We start from the raw sequence: 23,077 nt of genomic DNA on the forward strand, positions 1-23,077 counted from the left end.
GCGCGAACTTCGGGGCTATCGCCCCGACGTTCGCTCACATGGGGAAGTCCGCGGGTCCACCCCGGCCCGGGTGGGGTGTTCCCTACTGTCCGGCGGCCCGGGGCGGCGCAGGCTCGTGATCACCCCGCCCGCCCCGCCCGCCGGAGACGACGATGACCTACCACCTCGGTGTGGACCTCGGCACCACGATCACGACCGCCGCCGTCCACCGTGCCGGCCGTGCCGGCGTCGTCGCCCTCGGCGAGCACAGCGCCTCGATGCCCTCGGTGCTGCTGTGGCCCGAGGTGGGCGCCCCGATCGTCGGCGACGCCGCGGTCCGCCGCGCCGCCGCCGAGCCCGGCCGCGTGGCCGACGGCATCCGGGCGCGCCTGACCGATCCGACCCCGTTCCTGCTCGACGGCGCCCCCTTCGCCGCGAGCGCGCTGCTCGGCGTGCTGCTGCGCCGGGTCGTCGACCTCGCCGCCGAGCGCGAGGGCGGCGCGCCCGACGGGATCGTCCTGACCCACCCCGCCACCTGGGGCGTCGCGGAGCGCGAGGCGTTCACCGGCGTGGGCGCGTCGCTCGGGCTCGGCGAGATCGCGCTCGTGCCGGCGCCCGTGGCCGCCGCCGTCGGGCACACCGAGGGCCGGGTGCTCGCCGAGGGCGCGACCGTGGCGGTCGTCGAGGTCGGCGGGGGCGCCGTCGAGGCCGCCGTGCTGCGGCACGCGGCCGGGGTCTTCACGGTGATCGGGACCGCCGTCGGCGACGGCGACGGGCCCGTCGTGGACGTCGTGCGCCGGGCGCTCACCGGCGCCGGAGTGATCGCCTCCGATCTCGACTCCGTGCTGCTGGTGGGCCGCTCCGGCCGGATGGGGTCGACCGCGGCCGCGCTGGGCGACGACCTCGGCCGCCCCGTCACCACCGGCCCGGAGCCGGAGCACGCCGTCGCCGTCGGTGCCGCCCACCTCGCGGCGCGCACGGCCGTCGCGGTGACCTCGCTGGCGCGGATGGCGCCCGTGGCTCCGGTCCGGCGTCCGCGTCCCGTGCTCACCGACCCCGTCACGGGGCCGATCAGCGCCCCGATCCCCGCGCCCGCGCCGGCACGACCCTCCGGCCGGCGGACCCTCGTCACCACGCTCGCGGCGGCGGCCATCGCCCTCGGGGTCGTCGGCGGCGGGGCGTACGCCCTGGTCGGCGCGGCCACGCCCGCCGTCGCCGCGGCGCCCGTGGTCCCGACGCCGACCGCGTCGTCGACGCCCACGACGACCGTCACGCCGGAGGCCACCGCGGTCGCCGAGCCGAGCCCGGTCGCCGTCGCCCGCCCGTCGGTGCGGTCGGAGAACACCGAGACCCGCGCCCCCCGCACCCGCGAGACGACCCGCCGACCGCAGACGGGCTCGGGTCGCGGCACCACGTCGCACCACGACACCACCGGCACGCACGACGACCACGACAGCCACGGCACCGACACCCACGGGACCGACACCGGCAGCACCCACGGGACCGACGGCACCGACACCCACCCGGCCGGCGAGGACACCGACTCCACGCCCTCCGGCACCCAGTCTTGGTGACCGACCGATCCACGGGGTGTGTCAGCGTGGCGGCCACGCTGACGTTGGACGTCAGTATTCCCACCCGCTCGACCCGGCCAAGATCGTGGTGGGTTTCCTGACGTTCAACGTCAGCATGGCCGCCAGGCTGACACTCACCAGGCGCGCACGTGGGGTGTGCGGACCAGGGCCGTGCCCAGCTCGTCCGCCGTGAGCTGGTCCGGCGCGTCGAAGGCCTCGCGCACGATCGCCGCGCCGGTCAGGTCGTGGTCGGCGGTGTAGTCGTTGGTCACCACGACCGTCGCCAGCCCCGCCGCCAGGGCCGCCCGCAGCCCCGGCCCGGAGTCCTCGACGGCCACGGTCGCCGCGGCGTCGACGGCCAGGCGCGCCAGCGCCACGCGGTAGGCCTCGGGGTCGGGCTTGAGCGCCGCCACGTCGTCGCCGCAGACCACGACCTCGGCCGTACCCGGGCCGAGGAGGTGGTCGAGCAGCGGCTCCACCCACGCCCGCCGGCCCGTCGTCGCGACCCCGATCCGCACGCCGCGGGCGCGCAGGTCGTCGACGAGCGCCGGCAGCCCCGGGCGCGGCGCGATGCCGCCGCGGCGCACGACGTCGGTGAACAGCGCGGTCTTGGTGCGGTGCACCTCGGCGGCGAGGCCGTCCGGGTCGTCGACGCCGGTCGCGCGCAGCGCCGCGGCGATCCGCCGGCGCCCGCCGGTGATCGCCAGCAGCTCGCCGTAGTGCTCGACGTCCCAGCGCAGGTCGAGCCCGTGCACGGCGAACGCGTCGTTGAACGCGACCCGGTGCCCGTCGCGCTCGGTGTCGGCGAGGGTGCCGTCGACGTCGAGGACGACCGCCTCCGGGACGCTCACCGCGCGGCGTCCGTCAGGTGGTAGAGCAGCAGGAGCTGGGCGATCGCCAGGGGCTCGCTGCGCGCGTCCCCGAGACGTCCCAGACACTGCGGCGTCTCGGTGTCGGGCGTGCCGAGCGAGGTCCAGATCGCCTTCTCCACCGCGAGGCTCTCCTCGCGCGGCACGTACCCGTGCACGTGCAACGACTCGACCGGGCGCCCGTCGGGATCGCGCTCGAGTTTGAGGTGCATCGCCCGCGACAGGCCCGGCTGGAGGGCCTCGGTGAGGTCGGGGTGGTCGATCGTCGGGCGCATCATCATCGTCGCCGACAGCGGCGTGTCCGGCGGGTCGTCGCGGCCCTCGATGGGCGCGAAGCGCACGACGAGGTCGGCGTTGGCGCGCTGCGGGCGGATCCAGGCCTCGGACTCGGGCTCGCGGCGCTCCAGCTCGGCGAGCACCTTCTCCTCGGTGTAGCCGCGCTTGCTGGTGTCCCGGCTGACCTTCCACCCGCGGCGGATCTCCTCGGGCGGGTCGAGGAAGACGGTGACGTCGAAGCAGGCCCGCGAGAGCTTGCTCCAGAGCGGGAAGAGCCCCTCGACGATGACGAACTCGGCCGGCTCGACCAGTTCGGGGCGCACGAGCTGCCCGGAACCGTGGTCGTAGACCGGCTTGAGCACCGGCGAGCCCGTCGCGAGCAGCTGCAGGTGCTGCTCCATGATCTCGAGGTGGTTGCAGTCCGGGTGGAGCGCGGTGAACGGCAGCTCCTTGCGCTCCTCCCGGTCGAAGCGGTGGTAGTCGTCGGTGCACAGCGACACGCACCGCTCGGGCCCGAGGGCCTCCACCAGACCCTTCGTCATCGTCGTCTTGCCGGCGGCGCTGTCGCCGGCGATCGCGAGCATCACCGGGCGGCGGTTCGGCGGCGCCGAGCCGGCACGCCGGATGCGCAGGGACTTGTCGGGCACGAGGTCTCCCTTCCTCGACGCCGACGCTAGGGACCGGCGCCCGGCGTGTGCTCCCCCGTCACGGGGGGTCCAACGGGGGAGACGGAACCACGGAGCGTCCCTAGGGTGCTCAGGATGACGGCGACCGCACCGCTGCGCGTGGTCCTCGTCGACGACCACGAGATGGTGGTCGCCGGGCTCAAGGCGATGCTCGCCCCGTTCGCCGGGCGGGTCCGCGTGGTGGGCAGCGCCAACAGCGCCCGCGAGGCCCTCGACGCCGCCGTGTCGCTGGCGCCGGACATCGTGCTCTGCGACGTCCGCCTGCGCGGCGACAGCGGCCTCGACCTGTGCCGCAGCCTGGCCGAGCGGGCCCCGGGCCAGAAGGTCGTGCTGCTCTCGGTCTACGACGACGAGCAGTACCTCTACCAGGCACTCCGGGCCGGGGCGGCCGGCTACCTGCTCAAGCACATCGGCGGCGAGGAGCTCGTGCGCCACCTCGAGCTCGCGGCGTCGGGGACGACGGTCGTCGACGCGACGATGGCCGGGCGCGCGGCGGCGTCGGCGGCCCGCCTCGAGCGCGACGAGTTCTGGCCGGGCGCGCACCTCGGCCTGACCCAGCGCGAGAGCGAGGTCCTCGCGCTGCTCGTCGCCGGCCACAGCAACCGCGCGATCGCCGCCGAGCTCGTCATCGGCGACGAGACGGTGAAGAGCCACGTGCGCGCGCTGCTGCGCAAGCTCGCGGTGCCCGACCGGACCGCGGCCGTCGCGGCGGCGCTGCGGGAGGGGGTGTTCCGGTGACGCGGGAGACGCAGCGGAGCGGAGCTCGACCCCTCGGTGCGGGCCTGGGCCTCGCCGATCCGGAGCGCGAGAACGCCGTCCTCCTCGCGATCATCGAGGCCGCGACGCGCGGGCCCGGCGTCGAACCGCTGGCCGCCGCGGTCGCCCGCGTGATCACCGAGGCCACCGCCACCGACGTCTGCTTCGTGCACGTCCTCGACGACACCGAGCCCTCGCTGACCCTCGCGGGCGCGACGCCGCCGTTCGACACCCAGGTCGGCGCGGTGCGGCTGCCCCTGGGCACCGGGGTGACGGGCTGGGTCGCGAGCCACCGCGAGCCCGTCGTCATCCCCGACCACAAGCAGGACGATCCCCGCTACGTCGCGATCCCCGAGCTGCGCGGCGAGGCCTACACGTCGATGGTGTCGGTGCCGATGGAGAGCGAGCCGGCCGGGCTGGTCGGGGTGCTCAACGTGCACACCGTGGCGCGCCGGGAGTTCGACGAGCGCGACGTCCGGGTGCTGCGCACGATCGGGCGGCTCGTCGCGGGCGCGGTGCACCAGGCGCGGATGCACCGGCGTCTCGCGGCGCGCGAGGAGGCGCACGGGCGCTTCGCCGAGCAGATGGTGGCCGCGCAGGAGGCCGAGCGGCAGCGTCTGGCGCGCGACATCCACGACGGCATCTCCCAGCGGCTGGTGACGCTGTCGTTCCACCTCGACGCCGTGCGCACGTTCCTCGGTCACCAGCAGGCCGAGGCCGCCGACGAGAACCTCGCCACCGCCTGCGACCTCGTCCTCACCACCCTCGACGAGGCCCGCGCGGCGATCGGTGCGCTGCGCCCGCCGGTGCTCGACGACCTCGGGCTCGCCGGCGCGCTCGCCGCGCTGGCCCGCGGGCTGCCCGACGTGCGCGTCGTGCTCGACCTCGACGACCGCCGCCTGCCCGAGCACGTCGAGGTCGCGCTGTACCGGATCGCGCAGGAGACCCTGCAGAACGTCCTCAAGCACGCCGGCGCCGACGAGGTGGACGTCCGCCTGGAGGCCGTCGGCGACGGCGTGCACCTCACGGTGGCCGACGACGGCGTCGGGTTCGACCCCCAGACCGGCTCCCGCGGCTACGGCCTCGCCTCGGTGCGCGAGCGCGCCGAGCTCGTCGGCGGCACCGTGCGGGTGGCCTCGCGACCCGGCACCGGCACGACCGTCACCGTCGCCGTCCCCCTCGACGATGAGCCGAACGGCGAAGGGTTCGCCGAGAACACTTGATTGTCCTGCACACGGTCGGCCCGCACTCTCGGTGCATGGCCGATCGATGGAGCGCGGGCGTCATCCCCTACGCGGAGATGGGGTACTGGCAGCCCGACTACGAACCCAAGGACACCGACCTCCTGTGCGCGTTCCGCGTGACGCCGCAGGACGGGGTGCCGCCCGAAGAGGCGGGCGCCGCGGTCGCCGGTGAGTCCAGCACGGCGACGTGGACCGTCGTCTGGACCGACCGGCTCACGACCTTCGAGCACTACCAGGCGAAGTGCTACCGGGTGGAGCCCGTCCCGGGCGTCGAGGGGCAGTGGATCGCCTACATCGCCTACGACCTCGACCTCTTCGAGGAGGGGTCGATCGCGAACCTGACCAGCTCCATCATCGGCAACGTCTTCGGCTTCAAGCCGCTCAAGGCCCTGCGCCTCGAGGACATGCGCATCCCGGCGCACTACGTCAAGACCTTCCAGGGCCCGGCGCACGGGATCGTCACCGAGCGCGAGTACCTCAACAAGTTCGGCCGCCCGCTGCTGGGCGCCACCACCAAGCCGAAGCTCGGGCTGTCGTCGCGCAACTACGGCCGCGTCGTCTACGAGGCCCTGCGCGGCGGGCTGGACTTCACCAAGGACGACGAGAACATCAACTCGCAGCCGTTCATGCGCTGGCGGGACCGCTTCATCGCCTGCATGGAGGCGGTGAACAAGGCACAGGCCGAGACCGGCGAGGTCAAGGGCCACTACCTCAACGTCACCGCCGCGGACATGGAGGACATCTACGAGCGCGCCGAGTTCGCCAAGGACCTCGGCAGCGTCATCGTCATGGTCGACCTGACCGTCGGCTACACGGCGATCCAGTCGCTGGCGAAGTGGGCGCGGCGCAACGGCGTGATCCTGCACCTGCACCGCGCGGGCCACGCCACCTACACGCGCCAGAAGAACCACGGCGTCAGCTTCCGCGTGATCTCGAAGTGGATGCGCCTCGCCGGCGTCGACCACATCCACGCCGGCACGGTCGTCGGCAAGCTCGAGGGCGACCCGGCGTCGGTCCACGGCTTCTACGACGTGCTGCGCAAGGGCCGCTACGACGCCGATCCGTCGAAGGGCCTGTTCTTCGAGCAGGACTGGGTGTCGATGCCCGCGACGATGCCCGTCGCGTCCGGCGGCATCCACGCCGGCCAGATGCACCAGCTGCTGCACCACCTCGGCGAGGACACGGTCCTGCAGTTCGGCGGCGGCACCATCGGCCACCCGATGGGCATCGCCTCGGGCGCCGAGGCCAACCGCGTCGCCGTCGAGTCGATGATCAAGGCTCGCAACGAGGGCAAGGACTACCTCGCCGAGGGCCCGGAGATCCTCCGCGAGGCCGCGAAGCGCAACAAGCCGCTGGACATGGCGCTCTCGACGTGGGGCGACATCACGTTCGACTACGCGTCCACCGACACCGTCGACGCCACCCCGACGCCCGCCTGAGGGAGGGAACGCAGATGAGGATCACCCAGGGGACGTTCTCGTTCCTGCCCGACCTGACCGACGACGAGATCACCGCGCAGATCGCCTACGCGCTCGAGCACGGCTGGCCGTGCTCGGTGGAGTTCACCGACGACCCGCACCCCCGCAACACCTACTGGGAGATGTGGGGCCTGCCGCTGTTCGACCTGGCCGACCCGGCCGCGGTGATGGACGAGGTGCGCGCGTGCCGCGAGGAGCACCCCGAGCACTACGTGCGCGTCAACGCCTACGACGCGAGCCTCGGACGGCAGACCGTCGCGCTGTCCTTCCTGGTCCAGCGCCCGAGCGAGGAGCCCGGCTTCCGCCTCGACCGCCAGGAGGGCGTCGACCGGCGCATCAACTACTCGATCCACTCCTACGCCACCGAACGGCCCGCGGGGTCACGCTACGGCGCGTCCGCCGGCGCGTCGGCCCGGAGCAACGGCAATGGTCACCACTGACAACGGACGGGTGTCGTTCGCGACGGGCGGGCGGGCCTCCCGCCCGGCCGTCGCGTCGGAGCCCGAGCCGCTCGACGAGACACCCGACGTCCTCGCCCCCGACGCCGTCGTCGACCTCGACGCCGTGCGCCGGGAGGCAGGCGTCGACGACGTCCTCGACGGCCTCGACCGGGAGCTCGTCGGGCTCGCGCCGGTGAAGGAACGCCTGCGGGAGCTCGCGGCGCTGCTGGTCGTCGACCGGGTCCGCGAGCGCTTCGGCGTCACGACCGACCGCCCGACCCTGCACATGTGCTTCACCGGCAACCCCGGCACCGGGAAGACGACGGTCGCGCAACGGCTCGGGGACCTGCTCAAGGGGCTGGGCTACCTGCGCCGCGGCCACCTGGTGACGGCGACGCGCGACGACCTCGTCGGCCAGTACGTCGGGCACACCGCGCCGAAGACGAAGGAGATCGTCGGCAAGGCGCGCGGCGGCGTGCTGTTCGTCGACGAGGCGTACTACCTGCACCGGCCGGGCAACGAGCGCGACTACGGCGGCGAGGCCATCGAGATCCTGCTCCAGGCGATGGAGGAGAACCGCGACGACCTCGTCGTCGTGCTCGCCGGCTACAGCGACCGGATGGCGACGTTCTTCGAGGCCAACCCCGGGATGCAGAGCCGGATCGCGCACCACGTCGACTTCCCGGACTTCAGCGCCGACGAGCTGGTGACGATCGCCGAGGGCATGGTCGCCGAGCAGGGGCTGGGGTTCTCGGACGAGGCGCACGAGGCGCTGCGCGAGTACCTGGCGCTGCGCCGCGAGCAGGAGTGGTTCGCGGGCGCCCGCAGCGTGCGCAACGCGCTCGACCGCGCCCGCATGCGCCAGGCCCGCCGCCTCGGCGAGGGCGGGGGCTCCGTGGGCCTCGCCGACCTGACGACCCTCGAGGCCGCCGACCTGCGCGCCAGCCGCGTCTTCGCCGGCGGCCACCGCTCCTGACTCCTATGTGAGCGGACTTTGGTGCTATAGCCCCAAAGTTCGCTCACATAGGTTCGGCGGGTGACCACCACCGCGCGCCTGCGGGCGTTCGTCGCGCTGGCCGACGCGGGGTCGGTGCGCGGGGCCGCGGCGGCGCTGGTCGTCACCGAGTCCACCGTCTCCGCCGCCGTGCGCGCGCTGGCCGACGAGGTCGGCGTCGCGCTGATCGAGCGTGACGGCCGCGGTGTGCGCCTGAGCCCCGCCGGTGCGCGCTACGCGGACTACGCCCGCCGCATCCTCGGCCTGCTCGACGAGGCCACGACGGCCGCGCGCGGCGAGGCCGACCCGGAGCACGGGCACGTGCGGCTCGGCGCCGTGACCACGGCCGGCGAGCACCTCCTGCCCGCCCTGCTCGCCTCGTTCCGCGCCCGCCACCCGCACGTCGACGTCGGGGTCGAGGTCTCCCCCAGCGCCGCGGTGTGGTCGATGCTGCGCCACCACGAGCTCGACGTCGTCGTCGCCGGCAGCCCGCCCGGCGACCTCGACGCCCGCATCCGCGCCCTGCGCGACAACACGCTCACCGTCGTCGGCACCCCGGACACCGCCGCGGCGTTCGACCCTGCCACCGCGACGTGGCTCCTGCGCGAGCGCGGCTCCGGCATCCGCGCGACGCTCACCGCGCTGCTCGAGGACCTGCCGGACGACCCGCCACGCATGGTCCTGGGCTCGCACGGCGCGACGATCGCCGCCGCCCGCGCCGGGCTCGGGGTCACGCTCGTGGCGCGCGAGGGTGTGGCGCGCCTGCTCGCCGAGGGCGCGCTGGTCGAGCTCGCGATGCCGGGCGTCCCGATCGCGCGCCCGTGGCACGTCGTGACCCACCCGGACGCGACGGCCAGCACCGAGCTCCTCGTCCGCCACCTGCTGGCGGACGAGGAGCTCGGCTGGCGACGGGCGTGATCAGGCCGCGGCGGCCCGGTCCACCTCACGGCGCAGCGCGTCCCGACCCGCGTCGACCGCGGACGGGTCCCCCCGCCACGCGAGCAGCGCCGGGGACACCAGCGCCCGGCCGAACGAGAAGGTCAGCGGCCACGGGCCACCCCGCCGGCGGATCGCGGCGAGGTTGGCGGCGGCGATCACCGAAGGCTGGCCGCCGGAGAGGAACGCGACGCCCGCGAGGTCGTCGGGCATCGTCGCCCGCAGGGTGTCGACGGTCGCGCGCGCGACCTCGTCGGGCCCTGCCGTCTGCCGCGCCCCCTCCCCCGCGGTGACCATGTTCGGCTTGAGCACCATCGCCGCCGGGTCGACCCCGGCGCGGTCCAGCGCGCGGGCCAGGGTCGCGAGCGTCCGGGCGGTCGCGGCCGCGCACACCTCGATGCGGTGCCCGCCCGCGCTGAGGATCTCGGGTTCCACGACGGGCACGAGCCCGCCGTCCTGGCAGGTCCGGGCGTACGCCGCGAGCGCCTCGGCGTTCGCCTCGAGCGCCCGGCTCGACGGGCGGCCGGCGCCGAGGTGCAGCACCGCGCGCCACTTCGCGAACTCGGCGCCCAGCTCGACGTACTCCGCCACCCGGCCGGCGAGCCCGTCCAGGCCCTCGGTGACGGTCTCGCCCTCCTCGCCACCGGCCAGGGGCGCCGTCCCGGTGTCGACCTTGATCCCGGTCTGGATCCCGGCGTCGGCGAGCGCCGCGGGGAACGGGCGCCCGTCGGCCAGGTGCTGGCGCAGCGTCTCGTCGCAGAGGATGACGCCGCTGACGCCGGCGGCGAGGTCGTCGGCGGTCAGCAGCAGCTCGCGGTAGGCGCGGCGGGACTCCTCGCTCGGGGCGACGCCGGCGTCCTCGAGGCGTCGCGACATCGTCCGCGGGCTCTCGTCGGCGGCGAGGATCCCGCGGCCCCCGGCGACGAGACGTGCGGCGGTGGCTCGGAGGACCTCGGGTGAGGTCGTGCTGGTCGTCGTGGTCACGGCGGCCTCCCTCGGCGGTACGCGTCGGGACGACGCTAGGGACGCCCGCTGGCGGCGGCGTCCCCTACGTGGTGGAGCCGAGGGGGGAGAACGATCCCGACTACTCCTCCTCGCGATTACTCTGGCCCGCCCTCCGAGACGCTGACCAGGATCATCGGCCATGTACCCCCAGCCCCCGTCCCGCGGACGCACCGCGGGCGTGCTCCTCGCCGCGGCGATCGCCCTCGAGGTCGTCGTCGTGCTCGTCCTCGTCACGGTCCTGGTCACCCGCGGCCCGACGGCCGTGCTCGTCGGGACGATCCTCGCGCTCGCCGTCGCCTCGATGCTGACGGTGCTCGCCGTCATCAACCTCCTGCGGAGCCGGATGCACCAGGCGATGTCCGGCTTCGCCGGCGCGGCGCTCGGCGGCGGGCCCTTCGGCCCCGGGCGGGGCCACGCCGCGGCGGGCCACCGGTCCGGGAGTGAGGGCGGCTTCGGCGCGACCGGGGGCGGCGTGCGCGGCGGACCCGGTCCCGGCTCCTGGTACGACCCGACGCGGGAGACCCACCACGGGTGGCCGCCGGGCCACGACCCCGGACACCACTACCACGGGCACCACGGGCACCACGACCACCACCACGGCGGCTGGTCCGGCTCGAGCTGGTCCGACTCGAGCTGGTCCGACTCGAGCTGGTCCGACTCGGGCTCGTCCTGGAGCGACTCCGGCTCCTCCTCGAGCGACTCCGGATCGTCGTCCAGCGACTCCGGCTCGTCGTCGAGCAGCAGCTCGTCGGACTGACCGGCCCGGCTACGCCTCGGCGACCACGCCCAGCTCCGGAGGCCGCCGGTCCGAGTCCTCGACGACGCGGTCCGTGGAGTGGACCAGCCGCAGGTCGGGCGCCACCTGGTGCTCGTCGAGCACCTGGAGCGCCTCGATGAGGCAGCCCAGCAACGCCTCCCGGGGCACGGCGCGGGAGATCCACACCTGGCGGGTGGCCGCGTCCGCGACCCACGCCGTCCGCCCCTCGAGCGGGATCCAGTAGACGCTGACGCCCGCCTCGGCGAGCAGCGGCAGGGCGGCCATCGGCTCCGGGGCCGCATCCGGTGTCGCGGTCATGCCCGTCATCCGTGCTGATCATGGATTCGGATCAGCCCGGAGCGGAAGTGACGACGTCCGGACCGGTCACTGCTCGCAATCGACCGAACGCGTTGCGCTGCTCGCCGCTCCGAGATCGTCAGGCGTCGACGGGTGCCGACGCGGCGAGCCGCGTGAGGATGGGCCGGATCAACGCCGCGAGCTCCCGGGGATGGGTGATCTGCGGGACGTGCGCACCGGGCGTCTCGACGAGCGGCGCGCCGAGACCGACCGCGGTCCACTGCGCGGCGCCGTACAGGCCGTGCAGCACCGCGTCCGGATCACGGTTGTCGGCACCGGCCAGCACGACGCTCGGCACCGCGAGCCCGCCGAGCTGGTCGGGGGTCGGCAGGTAGCTCAGTGACAGCTCCATCTCCATCCCGAACAGGACCTCGCCGTCACCGAGCATCCGGTCACGGAACGCCGGGTCGAGGGACTCGTAGACCTCGTCCCCGTCCGCCCACCGCAGGAACAGCTCCATGGCCAGTGGGGGACCGCCGCGTGCCATCGCGTCCGCGACGGTCCCCTGTAGCCCCTCGACGACCGCCCGGCCCGCCGGCGTGACGGTGAAGAAGGCGGGCTCGTGGAAGACGGCGCCCCGCAGCACGTCGGGGCGGCGCAGGGCGAGGCTGGTGAGCACGAGCCCGCCCCCGCTGTGTCCCCACGCGACGGCGGGGGCGAGATCCAGCGCCTCGAGCAGCGCGGCCGTGTCGTCGGCGTGCTCGTCGATCGACGTGGTCACCCAGTTCTCCGGGCGCGGGCTGCGCGAGTGCGCGCGACGGTCGTAGCTGAGCACGGTGAACTCGTCCGCGAGGAGATCCGCGAGCTCCGGCCAGAACCCGGCGTCGCCCGGAGCTCCGGAGATGAGGACGACGGGTGGGCCGCTCCCCCGCAGCTCGTAATAGAGCGTCGTGCCGTTCGCTGCGATCGTCGCCATGACGACGAGCGTCGCGGCACCTCGCGTCGCTCCGGGACCCCCGGGCGGGAAGTACGTACGAGTACCCGGACCGGACGCCGGACCGGGGACGAGTAGTCGGCTACTCGGGTGCCGGACGGCGTGATCACCCGAGACTCGGTGGGCCCCACCGGCCGACATCGCCCCAGGAGAACGCCGTGTCCCCCACGCTCACCCGCCCGGCCCCGATCGCCCTGGCTCCGCCGCCGGGTCCGACCCCGAGACGTGCCCCGACGCGGTCGGGCCGGCGGGTGGCCGTCGCCCTCGCCGTCGGCGCCTCGGTCCTGGCCGTCGGCGGACTCCTCGGCGGCGGGCTCGCGCTCGTCACCGCGGACGGCCCCGCGCCACCGCCCGCCGCCGTCGTCGCGCCGGCCGTCGACCCCGCCGCAGCACCGGCAGGGCAGCAGCCCGCGGACGCCGCGGCCCCGGCGGGAGCGAGCAGCTCGGTGACGGACACGGAGTCGTCGGGGACCGACACCGTCAGGAACTCCGGCTCCGGCACCGGCTCGGGCGGCAACTCGAGCAGCGACAACTCGAGCAGCGGCAACCCCGGCAGCGGTTCCGGCACCTCGGCGGGGACCAGCTCGGCCGAGCCCCAGCGGCCCCCGATCACCATCCCGCACCGCACCGAGCGGCCCCGGCTCACGATCCCGAGCCGGTCGGACGACTAGAGGGAGTCACCCCGGTGCCGCGAGGATCGCCCGCGGCACCGGGGGAGATTCAGCTGACCCGGATCCCGGCCGGCATCCGCGTACCCTCGCCGGCGAGGGGGTCGGAGTCGCAGGCCCGGTCCGGCCGGCGCACCGACAGCGTCAGCGGCACCGGCCCGCCGTCCTTGCGCGGACCCCGGGTCGTCTTGTGCGAGTGGTCGAGCGACGGCTTGGGGATGACCGTGTCCATCTCCAGCTTCGCCAGCTCGCGCTCGCCGTTGCCGAGGACGCACTCCGGGTCGGGCCCGTCGAGCGGCAGGCCGGTGAAGAACTTCGCCGCCATGCAGCCGCCCTGGCAGGCGTCGTAGTGCGAGCACTTGGTGCACGCCCCGCCCGACTGCGGCCCGCGCAGCTCGGCGAACAGCTCGCTCTCCTGCCACACCGTCCTGAACCCGCCCTCGGACCGGACGTTGCCGGCGAGGAACTGGTCGTGGATGGCGAACGGGCAGGCATAGACGTCGCCGACCGGGTCGATCAGGCAGACCACGCGACCGGCGCCGCAGAGGTTGAGCCCCGGCAGCTCCTCACCGAACGCGGAGAGGTGGAAGAACGAGTCGCCGGTGAGGACGTCCTCGCCGCGCGCGACGAGCCAGTCGTAGAGCTGGCGCTGCTGCTCGCGGGTCGGGTGCAGCTCGTCCCACGAGTCGGCACCGCGGCCGGAGGGACGGAAGCGGGTGATCCGCAGCTGGGCGCCGTAGCGGTCGGCGATCGCCTTGAAGTCGTCGAGCTGGTCGACGTTGTGGCGGGTCACCACGACACTGATCTTGAACTGGCCGAAGCCGGCCTCGTACAGGTTCTCCATCGCGCGGATCGCGGTGTCGAACGAGCCGGGCCCGCGGACGTGGTCGTTGACCTCGGCCGTCGCGCCGTCGAGGGAGATCTGGACGTCGACGTAGTCCGTGGCGGCGAGCTGGGCCGCGCGGGCCTTGTCCAGCTTGACGCCGTTGGTCGAGAACTTGACCCCGACGTCGTGGGCGATCGCGTAGTCCAGCAGCTCCCAGAAGTCGCTGCGGACGGTCGGCTCGCCGCCGCCGATGTTGACGTAGAAGACCTGCATGCGCTGCAGCTCGTCGATGACCGCCTTGCACTCCTCGGTGGAGAGCTCGTTCGGGTCACGACGTCCGGAGCTGGACAGGCAGTGCACGCAGGACAGGTTGCAGGCGTAGGTGAGCTCCCAGGTCAGGCAGATCGGGGAGGTCAGGCCTTCGACGAAGTGCTCGACGAGCTTCATGTGGTGGTGTCCCCCTGGAAGCGAGGCTGGATCGTGCCCGCCTGCGCGAGGCCGGCCAGTGCCTTGAGGTACTGCTCCCGCTGGTGTGCAGGAACCTCGGCGGCCTCGAGGGCGCCGTGGACGTCGGGGTGGTCGGCGAGCCCCTCCACGACCCGGACGAGGAGCCGGGTCTTGAGGAACGAGAGCCGCCGCGTGTGGAAGTCGTACACGAGGGCGCCGAAGGTCTCCGGGCGCACCGACACCGAACCGGAGATGCGGTAGGGCGCGTCGGGCGAGAAACCGTCGACGCCGGCGGGGGAGGCACCTCGGTGCATGCCCTGCGGTCCCGCCCCCGCCGCCGTCGTGGGCATCAGTAGACGCCGCACATACCGTCGATCGAGACCTCTTCGACGAGGGTCTCCTCGACCAGCTCCCTATCGGCGTGCTCGTCCTTGATCTCCATACCGTCCTCCTCACCACCGGTGCCTCGGGCGGGGGGAACGCTAAGCGGCACTCGGTGCCACCGCCAGACTCGTTCCGGGTGGGAAACACCCCTCCGGACGGCGGGGACGCCGTACCCCTCCCCGTGGTAGAGGATGGGCACGTGGTGACGACGAGGAGTGCGCGGCGGGTGCCGGTCGCCCAGCGTCTCGAGAACGTCGCCCTCGAGCTGTTCGCGTCCCAGGGGTTCGACGAGACGACCGTGGACGAGCTCGCCGTCGCGGGCGGGGTCGGCCGGCGGACGTTCTTCCGGTACTTCCCCACCAAGCTCGACGTGGTGCTCGGCGAGCTCGACGACGGGCTGGCCGCCCTCGCCGCGGTGCTCGCCGACGAGCCGGGCGACGACCCGGTGGCCGCGGCGCGCGCCGCCTTCCTCGCGGTCAACCACTACGCCGACGCCGAGCTGCCCGCCCTGCGCCGGCGTCTCGGGCTCATCGAGGAGGTCCCCGAGCTCGCGGCGCGCGCGACGGTCCGCTACCGCGACTGGGAGCAGACCCTCGCCGCCGACGCCGCCCGCCGCTGGGACACCGACGCCGCGTCGCTGATCGCGCAGGTGTTCGGGCGGTCGGTCGTGGCGGCGATGCGAGCGGTCTTCAGCGCCTGGCACGCGCGGCCCGAGGCGGACGCCGACGCGCTCGGCGCCCTCGTCGAGGAGGCGTTCGACGCCCTGTCACGGGGGTTCTCGTCGCGGTGAGCGTCGACCTCATCGATCTCGATCCCGCATCGACCGACCCGCCGTACGAGCAGCTCCGGGCGCGGGTCACCGAGCTCGCGCGCACGGGTGCGCTCGCCCCGCACACCCGCCTGCCCGCGGTCCGGCGCCTCGCCGGCGACCTGAACCTCGCGCCCGGCACCGTCGCCCGCGCCTACCGCGAGCTCGAGGCCGCCGGCGTCGTCGAGACCCGCGGGCGCCTGGGCACGTTCGTCGTCGGCGCGGAGACCGCCGCCGACCCGGCCCGCGAGCTCGCCGCCGAGTACGCCCGCCGCGTCACCGAGCTCGGCGTCTCCCGGGAACGCGCGCTGGACCTCGCCCGGGCGGCGCTCGCCGACCCCTGAACCACCGCCGTCGTCCGTGAGGGCAACGCTTTTCGCGACGTCAACACGCTCCGTCCGCATCAGCGCCATTGCTAGCGTGCCGGCGTGGGCGCGAACGGGACCGAGGTCGACGCCCTGGTCGCCGCCCTGCGGGGTCACGGTCTCGCCGTCGACGCCACCACGGCATCGCCCACCGTGGCGCCGCGCGGGAGCGGGGGGCCGGCCGCGGTCCTCGATCTGGCCGAGGACCTGCTCGGCGCCTACCTCGACGACGTCGCGGCGGGTTACGCCCCGTTCGAGGACGATCCGCGCGACGTGGCGCGAGGTCTCGTCGCGGTCCACCTCGCCGATCAGCTGACCGCCGACCACGGAGGCGGCGTCAACCGGGTCCGTCGCGTCTCGCTCGTGCTCGACGACGGCACCCCTCGCCTGGTCGAGGAGCGCACCGACGACCCCGACGCGCCCCCGAGCGTCGACGGCCCGCACGACGACCCGGCCGTCTACGCCTCCGAGCTCGAGGCCCTCGCCCGCCATCTCCGCGAGCAGGGCTTCGACACCGAGGCAGCCCCGGACCGGGCCGCGATCCGCATCGGTGCCCGGACCATCGACCTGCCGCCCGACCGGTGTCGGGCCTACCTCGAGGACCAGGAGGAGGAGTTCGAAGCGCTGGGCGGCGACCCGCGGGCCCACGCCTGGGGCGCGTGGTGTCGCCTCGTCGCCGGGCTGCTGCTGGGCGGCGCCCCGGGGCTGGCCCTGGCGACAGCACCGGACGGCGAGGTGCGCCTCGTTCCCCACCCCGCCGGCGACGAGGACGCCGACGCCTCCCGGGAGTGGAGCGCCGGCCCCGGACGTTGATCAGATGCGGTGACCGGCTGGTCATGCCCGACGGCGCGAGGCACGAGGTCCCGTCGTGCGGAGCCACGGAGATCAGGAGCAGCTCGGGAACGCTCGCGGTCCCTCCCGGGTCCCCCCGCCCTCGTGATCTTCTCGGCTCGGAGCGGCCCTCGCCCGGCCGCCCGTGATCAGCAGGCTCCCACGGGCGTTGTCGATCACCGTCGCGCTCGTGACAGCCTGGTGATCATCCGGGCCCCGCGCGAGCCGAACCCCGGCGCGAGCGAGGGAGTCCCTCGCTGCCTCCCACGTACCCAGGGGCTCCCTCGCTCCCCCACCCCGACCCGCGGCCTCGCGCCTACCAGGGCACCTCGGCCCGGTCCTCCCACAGCCGCCCGGTCGGCGCCGGGTCGGACGGCGTCGACGCGCGACGAGCCAGCCACAGCGCCGTGTCCGCACCCTGCTCGACCGAGCGGGGCGCGTCGGGCCCGCCCATGTCGGTGCGGCAGTGGCCCGGACAGGTCGCGTCGACGAGCACGCCGCGCCGGCCGAGGGCGAGCTCGTGGGCGAGGTTGCGGGTCAGGGCGTTGAGCCCCGCCTTGGCGACGCGGTAGGGCGCGAGCCCGCCGGCGGTCCCCGGCCCGGACATGCGCCCGAGACAGGCGCTGACGTTGACGACGCGCCCCCACCGCCGCCGCGCCATCCCCGGCACGAGCGCGGAGATCAGCGCGAAGGGCGCGTCGAGGTCGACGGCGCGCACGTCGCGCCACTGCGACAGCGACGCGTCGAGCGTCGTCGAGCGGCGCGCGCTCATGATCGCCGCGGCGTTGACCAGCACGTCGACCTCGAGCCCCTCGACGCGGGCGGCGATGCCGTCGACGTCGGCGAGGTCGTGGACCAGGCCCTGGCCGCCGAACGAAGCCACCGCCTCACCCAGGGCGTCGCCGTCGCGCGCCAGGCCGATCACCGTCGCCCCGGCGCCGGCGAGTCCCGCGGCGATCGCGCGTCCGAGGCCACGGCTCGCCCCGGTGACGAGCGCGGTGCGCCCGGTGAGGTCCTCCGTCACCGGACCGAGGTTCCCCGCCGCGCCCCCTTCCACCCGGCCCGCTTATCGCGTAAGAATGGCAACAACTCGTCGCCCACAACGCCGCGCATCGGGCAGGCTCGGAACCTGTCCGAAGGTGTAGGCCGGGCACCGTCGCCGTGGTCGGGATCACCGCGTGCCTCTGTTCCGGTGACCCGGGCCACCCCTAGCGTCGCGCCGGATCACGAGGGGCCCGCCGTCCGCGGACGGCCCCGAGGACCGACCCCGACGAGAGGACCAGCATGCAGGTTGACGAGCTGCTCAAGCCGTTCCCGATCAAGGAGTTCCACCCCTTCCCTCGGGCGCTGCTCGGGCCGGGCTCGCACGAGCTGATCGGCCCCGAGGCCCTCAAGATGGGCTTCAAGAAGACGCTGATCATGACCTCGGGTCTGCGCGGGACGGACATCGTCCACAAGATCTCGGAGTCCATGAAGTGGCACGGCATCGAGACCGTGATCTACGACCAGGTTGAGTCCAACCCCAAGGACTACAACGTCATGGACTCGGTGAAGCTGTACCAGGAGAACAACTGCGACAGCTTCGTCTCCATCGGCGGCGGCTCCTCCCACGACGCCTGCAAGGGCGCCCGCGTCTCGGTCGCGCACGACGGCCGCAACGTCAACGAGTTCGAGGGCTTCAACCAGTCCGAGAACCCGAAGAACCCGCCGCACATCGCGGTCTCCACGACGGCCGGCACCGGCTCGGAGACCTCGTGGGCGTACGTCATCACCGACACGACCACGGACCCGAACAACCCGCACAAGTACGTCGCGTTCGACGACGCCTCGGTGACGAGCCTGGCGATCGACGACCCGGTGCTCTACTACGACTGCCCGATCGACTTCACCGCCCAGTGCGGGTTCGACGTCCTCGCGCACGCCTCCGAGCCCTACGTCTCGCGCCTCAACTTCGAGCCGAGCCTCGGCAACGCGATCCGCGCCATCGAGCTCACCGCCCAGAACCTCCGCGAGGCGGTCTGGAACGGCCAGGACCTCCCCGGCCGCCAGGGCATGATGTACGCGCAGTACATCGCCGCCCAGGCGTTCAACTCCGGTGGCCTCGGGATCATCCACTCGATCTCGCACGCGGTGTCGGCCTTCTACGACACCCACCACGGCCTGAACAACGCCGTCGCGCTCCCCCGCGTGTGGGCGTTCAACATGCCGGTCGCCTACAAGCGCTTCGCGCGCATCGCCGAGGCCATGGGCGTGGACACCACGCACATGACCGACGTGCAGGCCGCGGAGGCCGCGCTCGCGGCCGCCATCCGGCTGCTGCGCGACGTGGGCATCCCGGAGAAGTTCACCGACGTCACCCAGGACTCGTACTCGAAGAACCGTCTCGGCCAGGGCCCGACGAAGTTCTACGAGAACGAGAAGACGATCACGGGTAACGACGCCGACGTGGACCGCATCACCAACCACGTCCTCGGTGACGCCTGCACCCCGGGCAACCCCAAGGAGTGCACCTTCACGACGGTGCGCCCCGTGGTCGACCACTGCCTCAACGGCGACCTGGACGACCTGCTCAGCTGATCGCCCTGCACCGGTGCCCGGTGAGGTCGGCGTCTCCCGCTGGCCCACCGGGCACCGGTGTGTTCCCCTCGATCCGTCATCTGTAGGAAGGAACCCGCGTGACCAGCACGACCGAGCAGCCCGCCTCCTCTCCCTTCGCGTCGGTCGACGAGGTCGTCGACGCGCTCGCGGAGCAGGGCTACATCGCCGACCGGCGGCTGGCCACGACGGTCTTCCTGCTGACGAGGCTCGAGAAGCCGCTGCTGCTGGAGGGTCCCGCGGGTGTCGGCAAGACCGAGCTCGCCAAGATGCTGGCGCTCGCGACGGGCCGACGCTTCCTGCGCCTGCAGTGCTACGAGGGCCAGGACGAGACCAAGGCCCTCTACGAGTGGGACTACGGCAAGCAGCTGCTCTACACCCAGATGCTGCGCGAGAAGATCGCCGAGATCGTCCAGGACGCGCCCGACATCAGGACGTCGGTCGAGCGCATCGCCGCGCAGGACAGCGTCTTCTTCTCCGAGGAGTTCCTCGCCGAGCGGCCGCTGATGGAGGCCATCCGCTCCGACGAGCCGGTCGTGCTGCTGATCGACGAGGTCGACCGCGCCGACGAGGCGCTCGAGGCCGTGCTGCTGGAGACCCTCGGCGAGTTCCAGATCTCGGTGCCCGAGGTCGGCACGTTCGTCGCCGAGAACGCGCCGTACGTCATCCTGACCAGCAACAACACTCGCGACCTGGCCGCCGCGCTCAAGCGCCGCTGCCTGCACCTCTTCCTCGACTACCCCACCGCCGAGCGCGAGCTGGAGATCGTCCGGTCGAAGGAGACCGGGCTGCCCGAGGCCACCGCGCGCGAGCTGGTCGAGGTCGTCCGCGGCCTGCGCGAGCTCGAGCTGCGCAAGGCGCCGAGCATCTCCGAGACCATCGACTGGGCCCGCACGCTCGCCGTGCTGGGCGTCGACGAGCTGAACAGCTCGGTGCTCTCCGACACGGTGTCGGTGGTCGTCAAGTACGACAAGGACGTCACCAAGGCCCTCGGCGCACTGCCGAAGCTCGTCGACCCCAACGCCGAGATCGACGACGCGCACGGGCACGGCCACGGTCATGGCCACGGGCACGGGCACGGGGACAACGGGCACTCGTCCGGACCGGCGCCGGCGACGTCGCGTCGGGTCACCGACGACGAGGACGACGGCCCCGACGGCCGGTCCGTGCGCGCCGCGAAGGACGAGGAGGGCCGCCACGTCGGCCACTACGCCGCCGGGGTGGAGCAGAAGGAGAAGGCCCGCAGCGGCGAGCTCGAGCCCCCGAAGAAGCGGCCGGTGAGCTCGGGTCAGGGCTCCCGGTCCTTCGGCGCGGGCCTCGGCAGGCGTCGCGCGCTCTAGCCCGCCCGGACGCTCGAGAGGAGGGCCTCGATGGAGGCCAGCATCCACCGCTTCGTCCGGCTGCTCCGCATCCGGCAGGTCCGGATCTCCACCTCGGAGGTCCTCGACGCCATGCGCTGCGCGCGGGAGCCCGGCGTGCTCGCGGACCGCGAGACGCTCAAGGCCGCGCTGCGCGTGTCGCTGGTCAAGGACATCCGCGACGAGGACACCTACGACGAGATCTTCGACGCGTTCTTCGCCCTGGTGCGGATCGGCGCCGAGGACCGGGGCCACGGCCACGGGCACGGCCACGAGGACCTCTCCGACGACGGCTCCCTGGAGAACTTCACGCTCTCCGACGAGCCGAGCGAGACCCCCGAGCAGGGTCACGACCACGGCGCGCCCGTCGACATCAAGGAGTTCTTCGACCCCGAGGACATGGCCCAGCAGTACAACCTGCACCAGGAGGCCAACAAGATCGACCTCGCGGCGATGACCGACGAGATCGTCTTCTCCAAGGACGGGGCCACCGACCAGACCGGCACGCAGGAGAAGGTCCAGATCGAGACCGACCGCCTGCACGGCGGCGGGCTGCCCGGCGACATCGCGACCGACTCCGGGACGAAGGTCGACGCGGACCTCAACGTCGCCCAGCAGGAGGCCCTGCTGGGCTGGCTGCAGGGCGTCGAGGACGGTATCTCCGACGAGGGTGACGAGACCGACGCGATGGCGCTGCGGCGCCGGCTCGCCGGGATGCTCGAGAACCTGCCCGAGGCGATCAAGCGCCACCTCGAGCGGCTGATGGAGATCGAGCAGCGGATCGTCGACGGCGGGCACGCCGATGAGGAGGCGCACAAGGCGGAGGTCGACCGGGCCCAGGAGCACGAGCGCCAGCAGCTCGAGGACTCCCTGCGCCGGCTGGCCAAGACCCTGCACGGGGCGCTGACGCACAAGCGCCGCGAATCGCCCCGTGGGCGCATCGACCCGGGGCGCACCATGCGCCGCAACATGCGCTTCGACGGTGTCCCGTTCCGGCCGGTCACCGTCGAGCGCACGGAGGACAAGCCGCGTCTGGTGATCCTCGCCGACGTGTCGCTGTCGGTGCGCGCCACCGCCCGGTTCACCCTGCACCTGGTGCACGGCCTGCAGGACATGTTCGGGCAGGTGCGCTCGTTCGCGTTCGTCTCCGACCTCATGGAGGTCACCGACCTGTTCGCCGACCACACCGTCGAGGACGCCCTCGGGCTGATCTTCGGTGGCGACCTGATCGACGTCGACGCGAACTCCGACTACGGGACCGCGTTCGGCACGTTCCTCGACGACCACGGTTCGGCGGTGAACCGGCGCTCGACGGTGATCGTCCTGGGCGACGGCCGGGGCAACGGGAACGACGCGAACATGGAGGCGTTCGCCGAGATCACCCGCCGGGCGCGCGAGACGATCTGGCTGACCCCGGAGCCGCGCTACTCGTGGGGCCTCGGAGCGTGCGACCTGCCCCGCTACGCGGAGTTCGTCGACCGCATCCGCGTCGTCCGCGACCTCACCGGGCTCTCCGAGGTCAGCCACGACATGGCGGCCGAGATGATCGGGCGGTGACCGGGCTGGCCGACCCCGTGTCCTCCGGGGCGACGGGCACCGTGCGCATCGACCCGCTGGGCGCGGCGCACCCGGGGCGCTGGGAGGACGAGCACGTCGTCGTGTGCCACGTCGACCGTGCCCCGGTGCCCGTGCGGCTGGTCGCCGCGCGCCCGCCCGAGCGCGTCACCGAGCACTTCGAGGTGCACCGCCCCGGCGAGCGCCTCCTCGTGCTGCACCGGCTGCGCCCGGACGAGCTCGACGACGACATCGCCGGCCTGCTCGCGGGCGAGCTCGCCGGCATCGTCACCTCGGCGGGCGACTTCGAGCGGATCTTCACGGGGATCGTGCGGTCGACGATCAGCGACCCGCTCACGGCGTGGTCGACGTTCTACGCCAACAGCCTCGCGGTGCTGCGCGACCCGCGGGACGTGGTCGACCCGGGCGCGGCCCCCGAGTCGTCGCTGGCCGCCTTCGCCCCGGTGCACGAGCGGGCGCTCGCGGAGATCCGCGGGCGCACCGTGCTCGACGTCGGCTCGTGCTTCGGATTCCTGCCGCTGCGCCTGGCCCAGGAGGGTCTCGACGTCGTCGCGACCGACCACACCGCGGGCACCATGGGCCTGCTCGGCGCCGTCGCGCGCCGCCGCGGGGAGGCCGTGCGCCCCGTCGTCGCCGACGCCCGGGCCCTCCCGGCCGCCGCGCGCTCGGTGGACACGGTCACCGCCGTGCACCTGCTCGAGCACCTGCCCGCCCGCGACACCGTCGCGGTGCTCGACGAGATGCTGCGCGTGGCCCGCCGGCGCGTGGTCGTCGCCGTGCCCTACGAGGACGTCCCCGAGCCCGTGTACGGGCACCTGAGGACCTTCGACCACGCCGCCCTGCACGCTCTCGGCGCGCGCTCCGGGCGCCCCTTCACCGTCGCCGACGACCACGGCGGCTGGCTGGTCGTCGACGTGGGTGGCTGCGCCATGTGA

At 73.6% G+C, this 23,077-nt stretch carries 25 protein-coding genes; 16 read left to right on the forward strand and 9 right to left on the reverse strand.

All coding sequences use genetic code 11. The features are described 5' to 3' along the window. The first annotated feature begins 152 nt into the window (after window positions 1-152). Window positions 153-1,553 carry an Hsp70 family protein gene (locus tag WCD41_RS26555; protein WP_337718223.1) on the forward strand — a complete coding sequence of 467 codons (1,401 nt, stop codon included), beginning with the start codon at window positions 153-155 and terminating at the stop codon, window positions 1,551-1,553. A gap of 134 nt (window positions 1,554-1,687) precedes the next feature. Here WCD41_RS26555 and WCD41_RS26560 read toward each other — a convergent pair whose 3' ends face one another. Further along, the gene (locus WCD41_RS26560) at window positions 1,688-2,404 is read right to left on the reverse strand and encodes an HAD-IA family hydrolase (protein ID WP_337718225.1); all 717 of its coding nucleotides are present in this window, start codon (window positions 2,402-2,404) and stop codon (window positions 1,688-1,690) included. Then, window positions 2,401-3,345 carry a phosphoribulokinase gene (locus WCD41_RS26565; RefSeq protein WP_337718227.1) on the reverse strand — a complete coding sequence of 315 codons (945 nt, stop codon included), beginning with the start codon at window positions 3,343-3,345 and terminating at the stop codon, window positions 2,401-2,403. The genes WCD41_RS26560 and WCD41_RS26565 overlap by 4 nt, the downstream gene beginning before the upstream one ends. Before the next feature lie 114 nt (window positions 3,346-3,459). Here WCD41_RS26565 and WCD41_RS26570 point away from each other — a divergent pair, with 114 nt between their 5' ends. The 6 genes from WCD41_RS26570 to WCD41_RS26595 are packed head-to-tail and all read left to right on the forward strand — an operon-like array spanning window position 3,460 to window position 9,214. Beyond that, on the forward strand, window positions 3,460-4,122 hold the full coding sequence (locus WCD41_RS26570; protein ID WP_337718228.1) for a response regulator: 663 nt from the start codon (window positions 3,460-3,462) through the stop codon (window positions 4,120-4,122). Continuing rightward, a complete protein-coding gene (locus tag WCD41_RS26575) occupies window positions 4,119-5,363 on the forward strand; it encodes a GAF domain-containing sensor histidine kinase (RefSeq protein ID WP_337718230.1) in 1,245 nt (414 codons plus the stop codon). The genes WCD41_RS26570 and WCD41_RS26575 overlap by 4 nt, the downstream gene beginning before the upstream one ends. A gap of 35 nt (window positions 5,364-5,398) precedes the next feature. After that, window positions 5,399-6,823: a form I ribulose bisphosphate carboxylase large subunit gene (locus WCD41_RS26580; RefSeq protein WP_133825759.1), complete on the forward strand. Its 1,425-nt coding sequence runs from the start codon at window positions 5,399-5,401 to the stop codon at window positions 6,821-6,823. A gap of 14 nt (window positions 6,824-6,837) precedes the next feature. Beyond that, a complete protein-coding gene (locus WCD41_RS26585) occupies window positions 6,838-7,302 on the forward strand; it encodes a ribulose bisphosphate carboxylase small subunit (protein ID WP_337718234.1) in 465 nt (154 codons plus the stop codon). Continuing rightward, a complete protein-coding gene (locus WCD41_RS26590; RefSeq protein ID WP_337718236.1) occupies window positions 7,289-8,278 on the forward strand; it encodes an AAA family ATPase in 990 nt (329 codons plus the stop codon). Before WCD41_RS26585 ends, WCD41_RS26590 begins: the two co-directional genes overlap by 14 nt. Before the next feature lie 60 nt (window positions 8,279-8,338). Continuing rightward, window positions 8,339-9,214, forward strand: coding sequence for a LysR family transcriptional regulator (locus WCD41_RS26595; RefSeq protein ID WP_337718238.1), 876 nt, complete (start codon window positions 8,339-8,341; stop codon window positions 9,212-9,214). Here the strand turns inward: WCD41_RS26595 and WCD41_RS26600 are convergent, their stop codons facing one another. Beyond that, window positions 9,215-10,216, reverse strand: a complete 1,002-nt coding sequence (locus WCD41_RS26600; protein WP_337718241.1) for a class I fructose-bisphosphate aldolase — start codon at window positions 10,214-10,216, stop codon at window positions 9,215-9,217. A 160-nt stretch (window positions 10,217-10,376) separates the two neighbouring features. Between WCD41_RS26600 and WCD41_RS26605 the strand changes: the two genes are divergently transcribed. Beyond that, on the forward strand, window positions 10,377-10,994 hold the full coding sequence (locus WCD41_RS26605) for a hypothetical protein (RefSeq protein WP_337718243.1): 618 nt from the start codon (window positions 10,377-10,379) through the stop codon (window positions 10,992-10,994). A gap of 9 nt (window positions 10,995-11,003) precedes the next feature. Here WCD41_RS26605 and WCD41_RS26610 read toward each other — a convergent pair whose 3' ends face one another. Further along, window positions 11,004-11,321, reverse strand: coding sequence for a hypothetical protein (locus tag WCD41_RS26610; protein WP_337718245.1), 318 nt, complete (start codon window positions 11,319-11,321; stop codon window positions 11,004-11,006). Between the two features lie 109 nt (window positions 11,322-11,430). Then, a complete protein-coding gene (locus WCD41_RS26615; RefSeq protein ID WP_337718247.1) occupies window positions 11,431-12,267 on the reverse strand; it encodes an alpha/beta fold hydrolase in 837 nt (278 codons plus the stop codon). 176 nt (window positions 12,268-12,443) lie between these two features. Between WCD41_RS26615 and WCD41_RS26620 the strand changes: the two genes are divergently transcribed. Next, window positions 12,444-12,956, forward strand: a complete 513-nt coding sequence (locus WCD41_RS26620) for a hypothetical protein (RefSeq protein ID WP_337718249.1) — start codon at window positions 12,444-12,446, stop codon at window positions 12,954-12,956. Window positions 12,957-13,005: 49 nt separating this feature from the next. On the opposite strand, the gene mftC is transcribed toward WCD41_RS26620, so the two are convergent. Genes mftC through mftA form a run of 3 tightly spaced genes read right to left on the reverse strand, consistent with a single transcriptional unit; the run spans window position 13,006 to window position 14,668 of the window. Further along, on the reverse strand, window positions 13,006-14,226 hold the full coding sequence (gene mftC, locus WCD41_RS26625; protein ID WP_337718251.1) for a mycofactocin radical SAM maturase: 1,221 nt from the start codon (window positions 14,224-14,226) through the stop codon (window positions 13,006-13,008). After that, window positions 14,223-14,540 carry a mycofactocin biosynthesis chaperone MftB gene (gene mftB, locus WCD41_RS26630; RefSeq protein WP_337718372.1) on the reverse strand — a complete coding sequence of 106 codons (318 nt, stop codon included), beginning with the start codon at window positions 14,538-14,540 and terminating at the stop codon, window positions 14,223-14,225. The genes mftC and mftB overlap by 4 nt, the downstream gene beginning before the upstream one ends. A gap of 35 nt (window positions 14,541-14,575) precedes the next feature. Then, the gene (gene mftA, locus WCD41_RS26635) at window positions 14,576-14,668 is read right to left on the reverse strand and encodes a mycofactocin precursor MftA (RefSeq protein WP_337718252.1); all 93 of its coding nucleotides are present in this window, start codon (window positions 14,666-14,668) and stop codon (window positions 14,576-14,578) included. Between the two features lie 144 nt (window positions 14,669-14,812). On the opposite strand from mftA, the gene WCD41_RS26640 reads away from it, so the two are divergent. The 3 genes from WCD41_RS26640 to WCD41_RS26650 all read left to right on the forward strand — a co-directional run bounded on the left by WCD41_RS26640 (window position 14,813) and on the right by WCD41_RS26650 (window position 16,596). Further along, window positions 14,813-15,400 carry an acyl-CoA-like ligand-binding transcription factor gene (locus WCD41_RS26640; protein WP_337718255.1) on the forward strand — a complete coding sequence of 196 codons (588 nt, stop codon included), beginning with the start codon at window positions 14,813-14,815 and terminating at the stop codon, window positions 15,398-15,400. Then, complete coding sequence (locus WCD41_RS26645) at window positions 15,397-15,762, forward strand: GntR family transcriptional regulator (protein ID WP_337718257.1); 366 nt, start codon at window positions 15,397-15,399, stop codon at window positions 15,760-15,762. The genes WCD41_RS26640 and WCD41_RS26645 overlap by 4 nt, the downstream gene beginning before the upstream one ends. An 84-nt stretch (window positions 15,763-15,846) precedes the next feature. Next, window positions 15,847-16,596 carry a hypothetical protein gene (locus tag WCD41_RS26650; protein ID WP_337718259.1) on the forward strand — a complete coding sequence of 250 codons (750 nt, stop codon included), beginning with the start codon at window positions 15,847-15,849 and terminating at the stop codon, window positions 16,594-16,596. Window positions 16,597-16,930: 334 nt separating this feature from the next. Here WCD41_RS26650 and WCD41_RS26655 read toward each other — a convergent pair whose 3' ends face one another. Next, the gene (locus WCD41_RS26655; RefSeq protein ID WP_337718262.1) at window positions 16,931-17,638 is read right to left on the reverse strand and encodes an SDR family NAD(P)-dependent oxidoreductase; all 708 of its coding nucleotides are present in this window, start codon (window positions 17,636-17,638) and stop codon (window positions 16,931-16,933) included. A 260-nt stretch (window positions 17,639-17,898) separates the two neighbouring features. Between WCD41_RS26655 and mdo the strand changes: the two genes are divergently transcribed. The 4 genes from mdo (at window position 17,899) to mftM (ending at window position 23,077) form a co-directional block, all read left to right on the forward strand. After that, on the forward strand, window positions 17,899-19,191 hold the full coding sequence (gene mdo / locus WCD41_RS26660) for an NDMA-dependent methanol dehydrogenase (RefSeq protein ID WP_337718264.1): 1,293 nt from the start codon (window positions 17,899-17,901) through the stop codon (window positions 19,189-19,191). A gap of 98 nt (window positions 19,192-19,289) precedes the next feature. Beyond that, window positions 19,290-20,549, forward strand: a complete 1,260-nt coding sequence (locus tag WCD41_RS26665; RefSeq protein ID WP_337718266.1) for an AAA family ATPase — start codon at window positions 19,290-19,292, stop codon at window positions 20,547-20,549. A gap of 30 nt (window positions 20,550-20,579) precedes the next feature. After that, window positions 20,580-22,124, forward strand: a complete 1,545-nt coding sequence (locus WCD41_RS26670) for a VWA domain-containing protein (RefSeq protein WP_337718268.1) — start codon at window positions 20,580-20,582, stop codon at window positions 22,122-22,124. Further along, window positions 22,121-23,077 carry a mycofactocin oligosaccharide methyltransferase MftM gene (gene mftM / locus WCD41_RS26675; protein ID WP_337718270.1) on the forward strand — a complete coding sequence of 319 codons (957 nt, stop codon included), beginning with the start codon at window positions 22,121-22,123 and terminating at the stop codon, window positions 23,075-23,077. Before WCD41_RS26670 ends, mftM begins: the two co-directional genes overlap by 4 nt.

This window comes from Actinomycetospora aeridis, assembly GCF_037400275.1.
GTDB classification, from domain to species: domain Bacteria; phylum Actinomycetota; class Actinomycetes; order Mycobacteriales; family Pseudonocardiaceae; genus Actinomycetospora; species Actinomycetospora aeridis.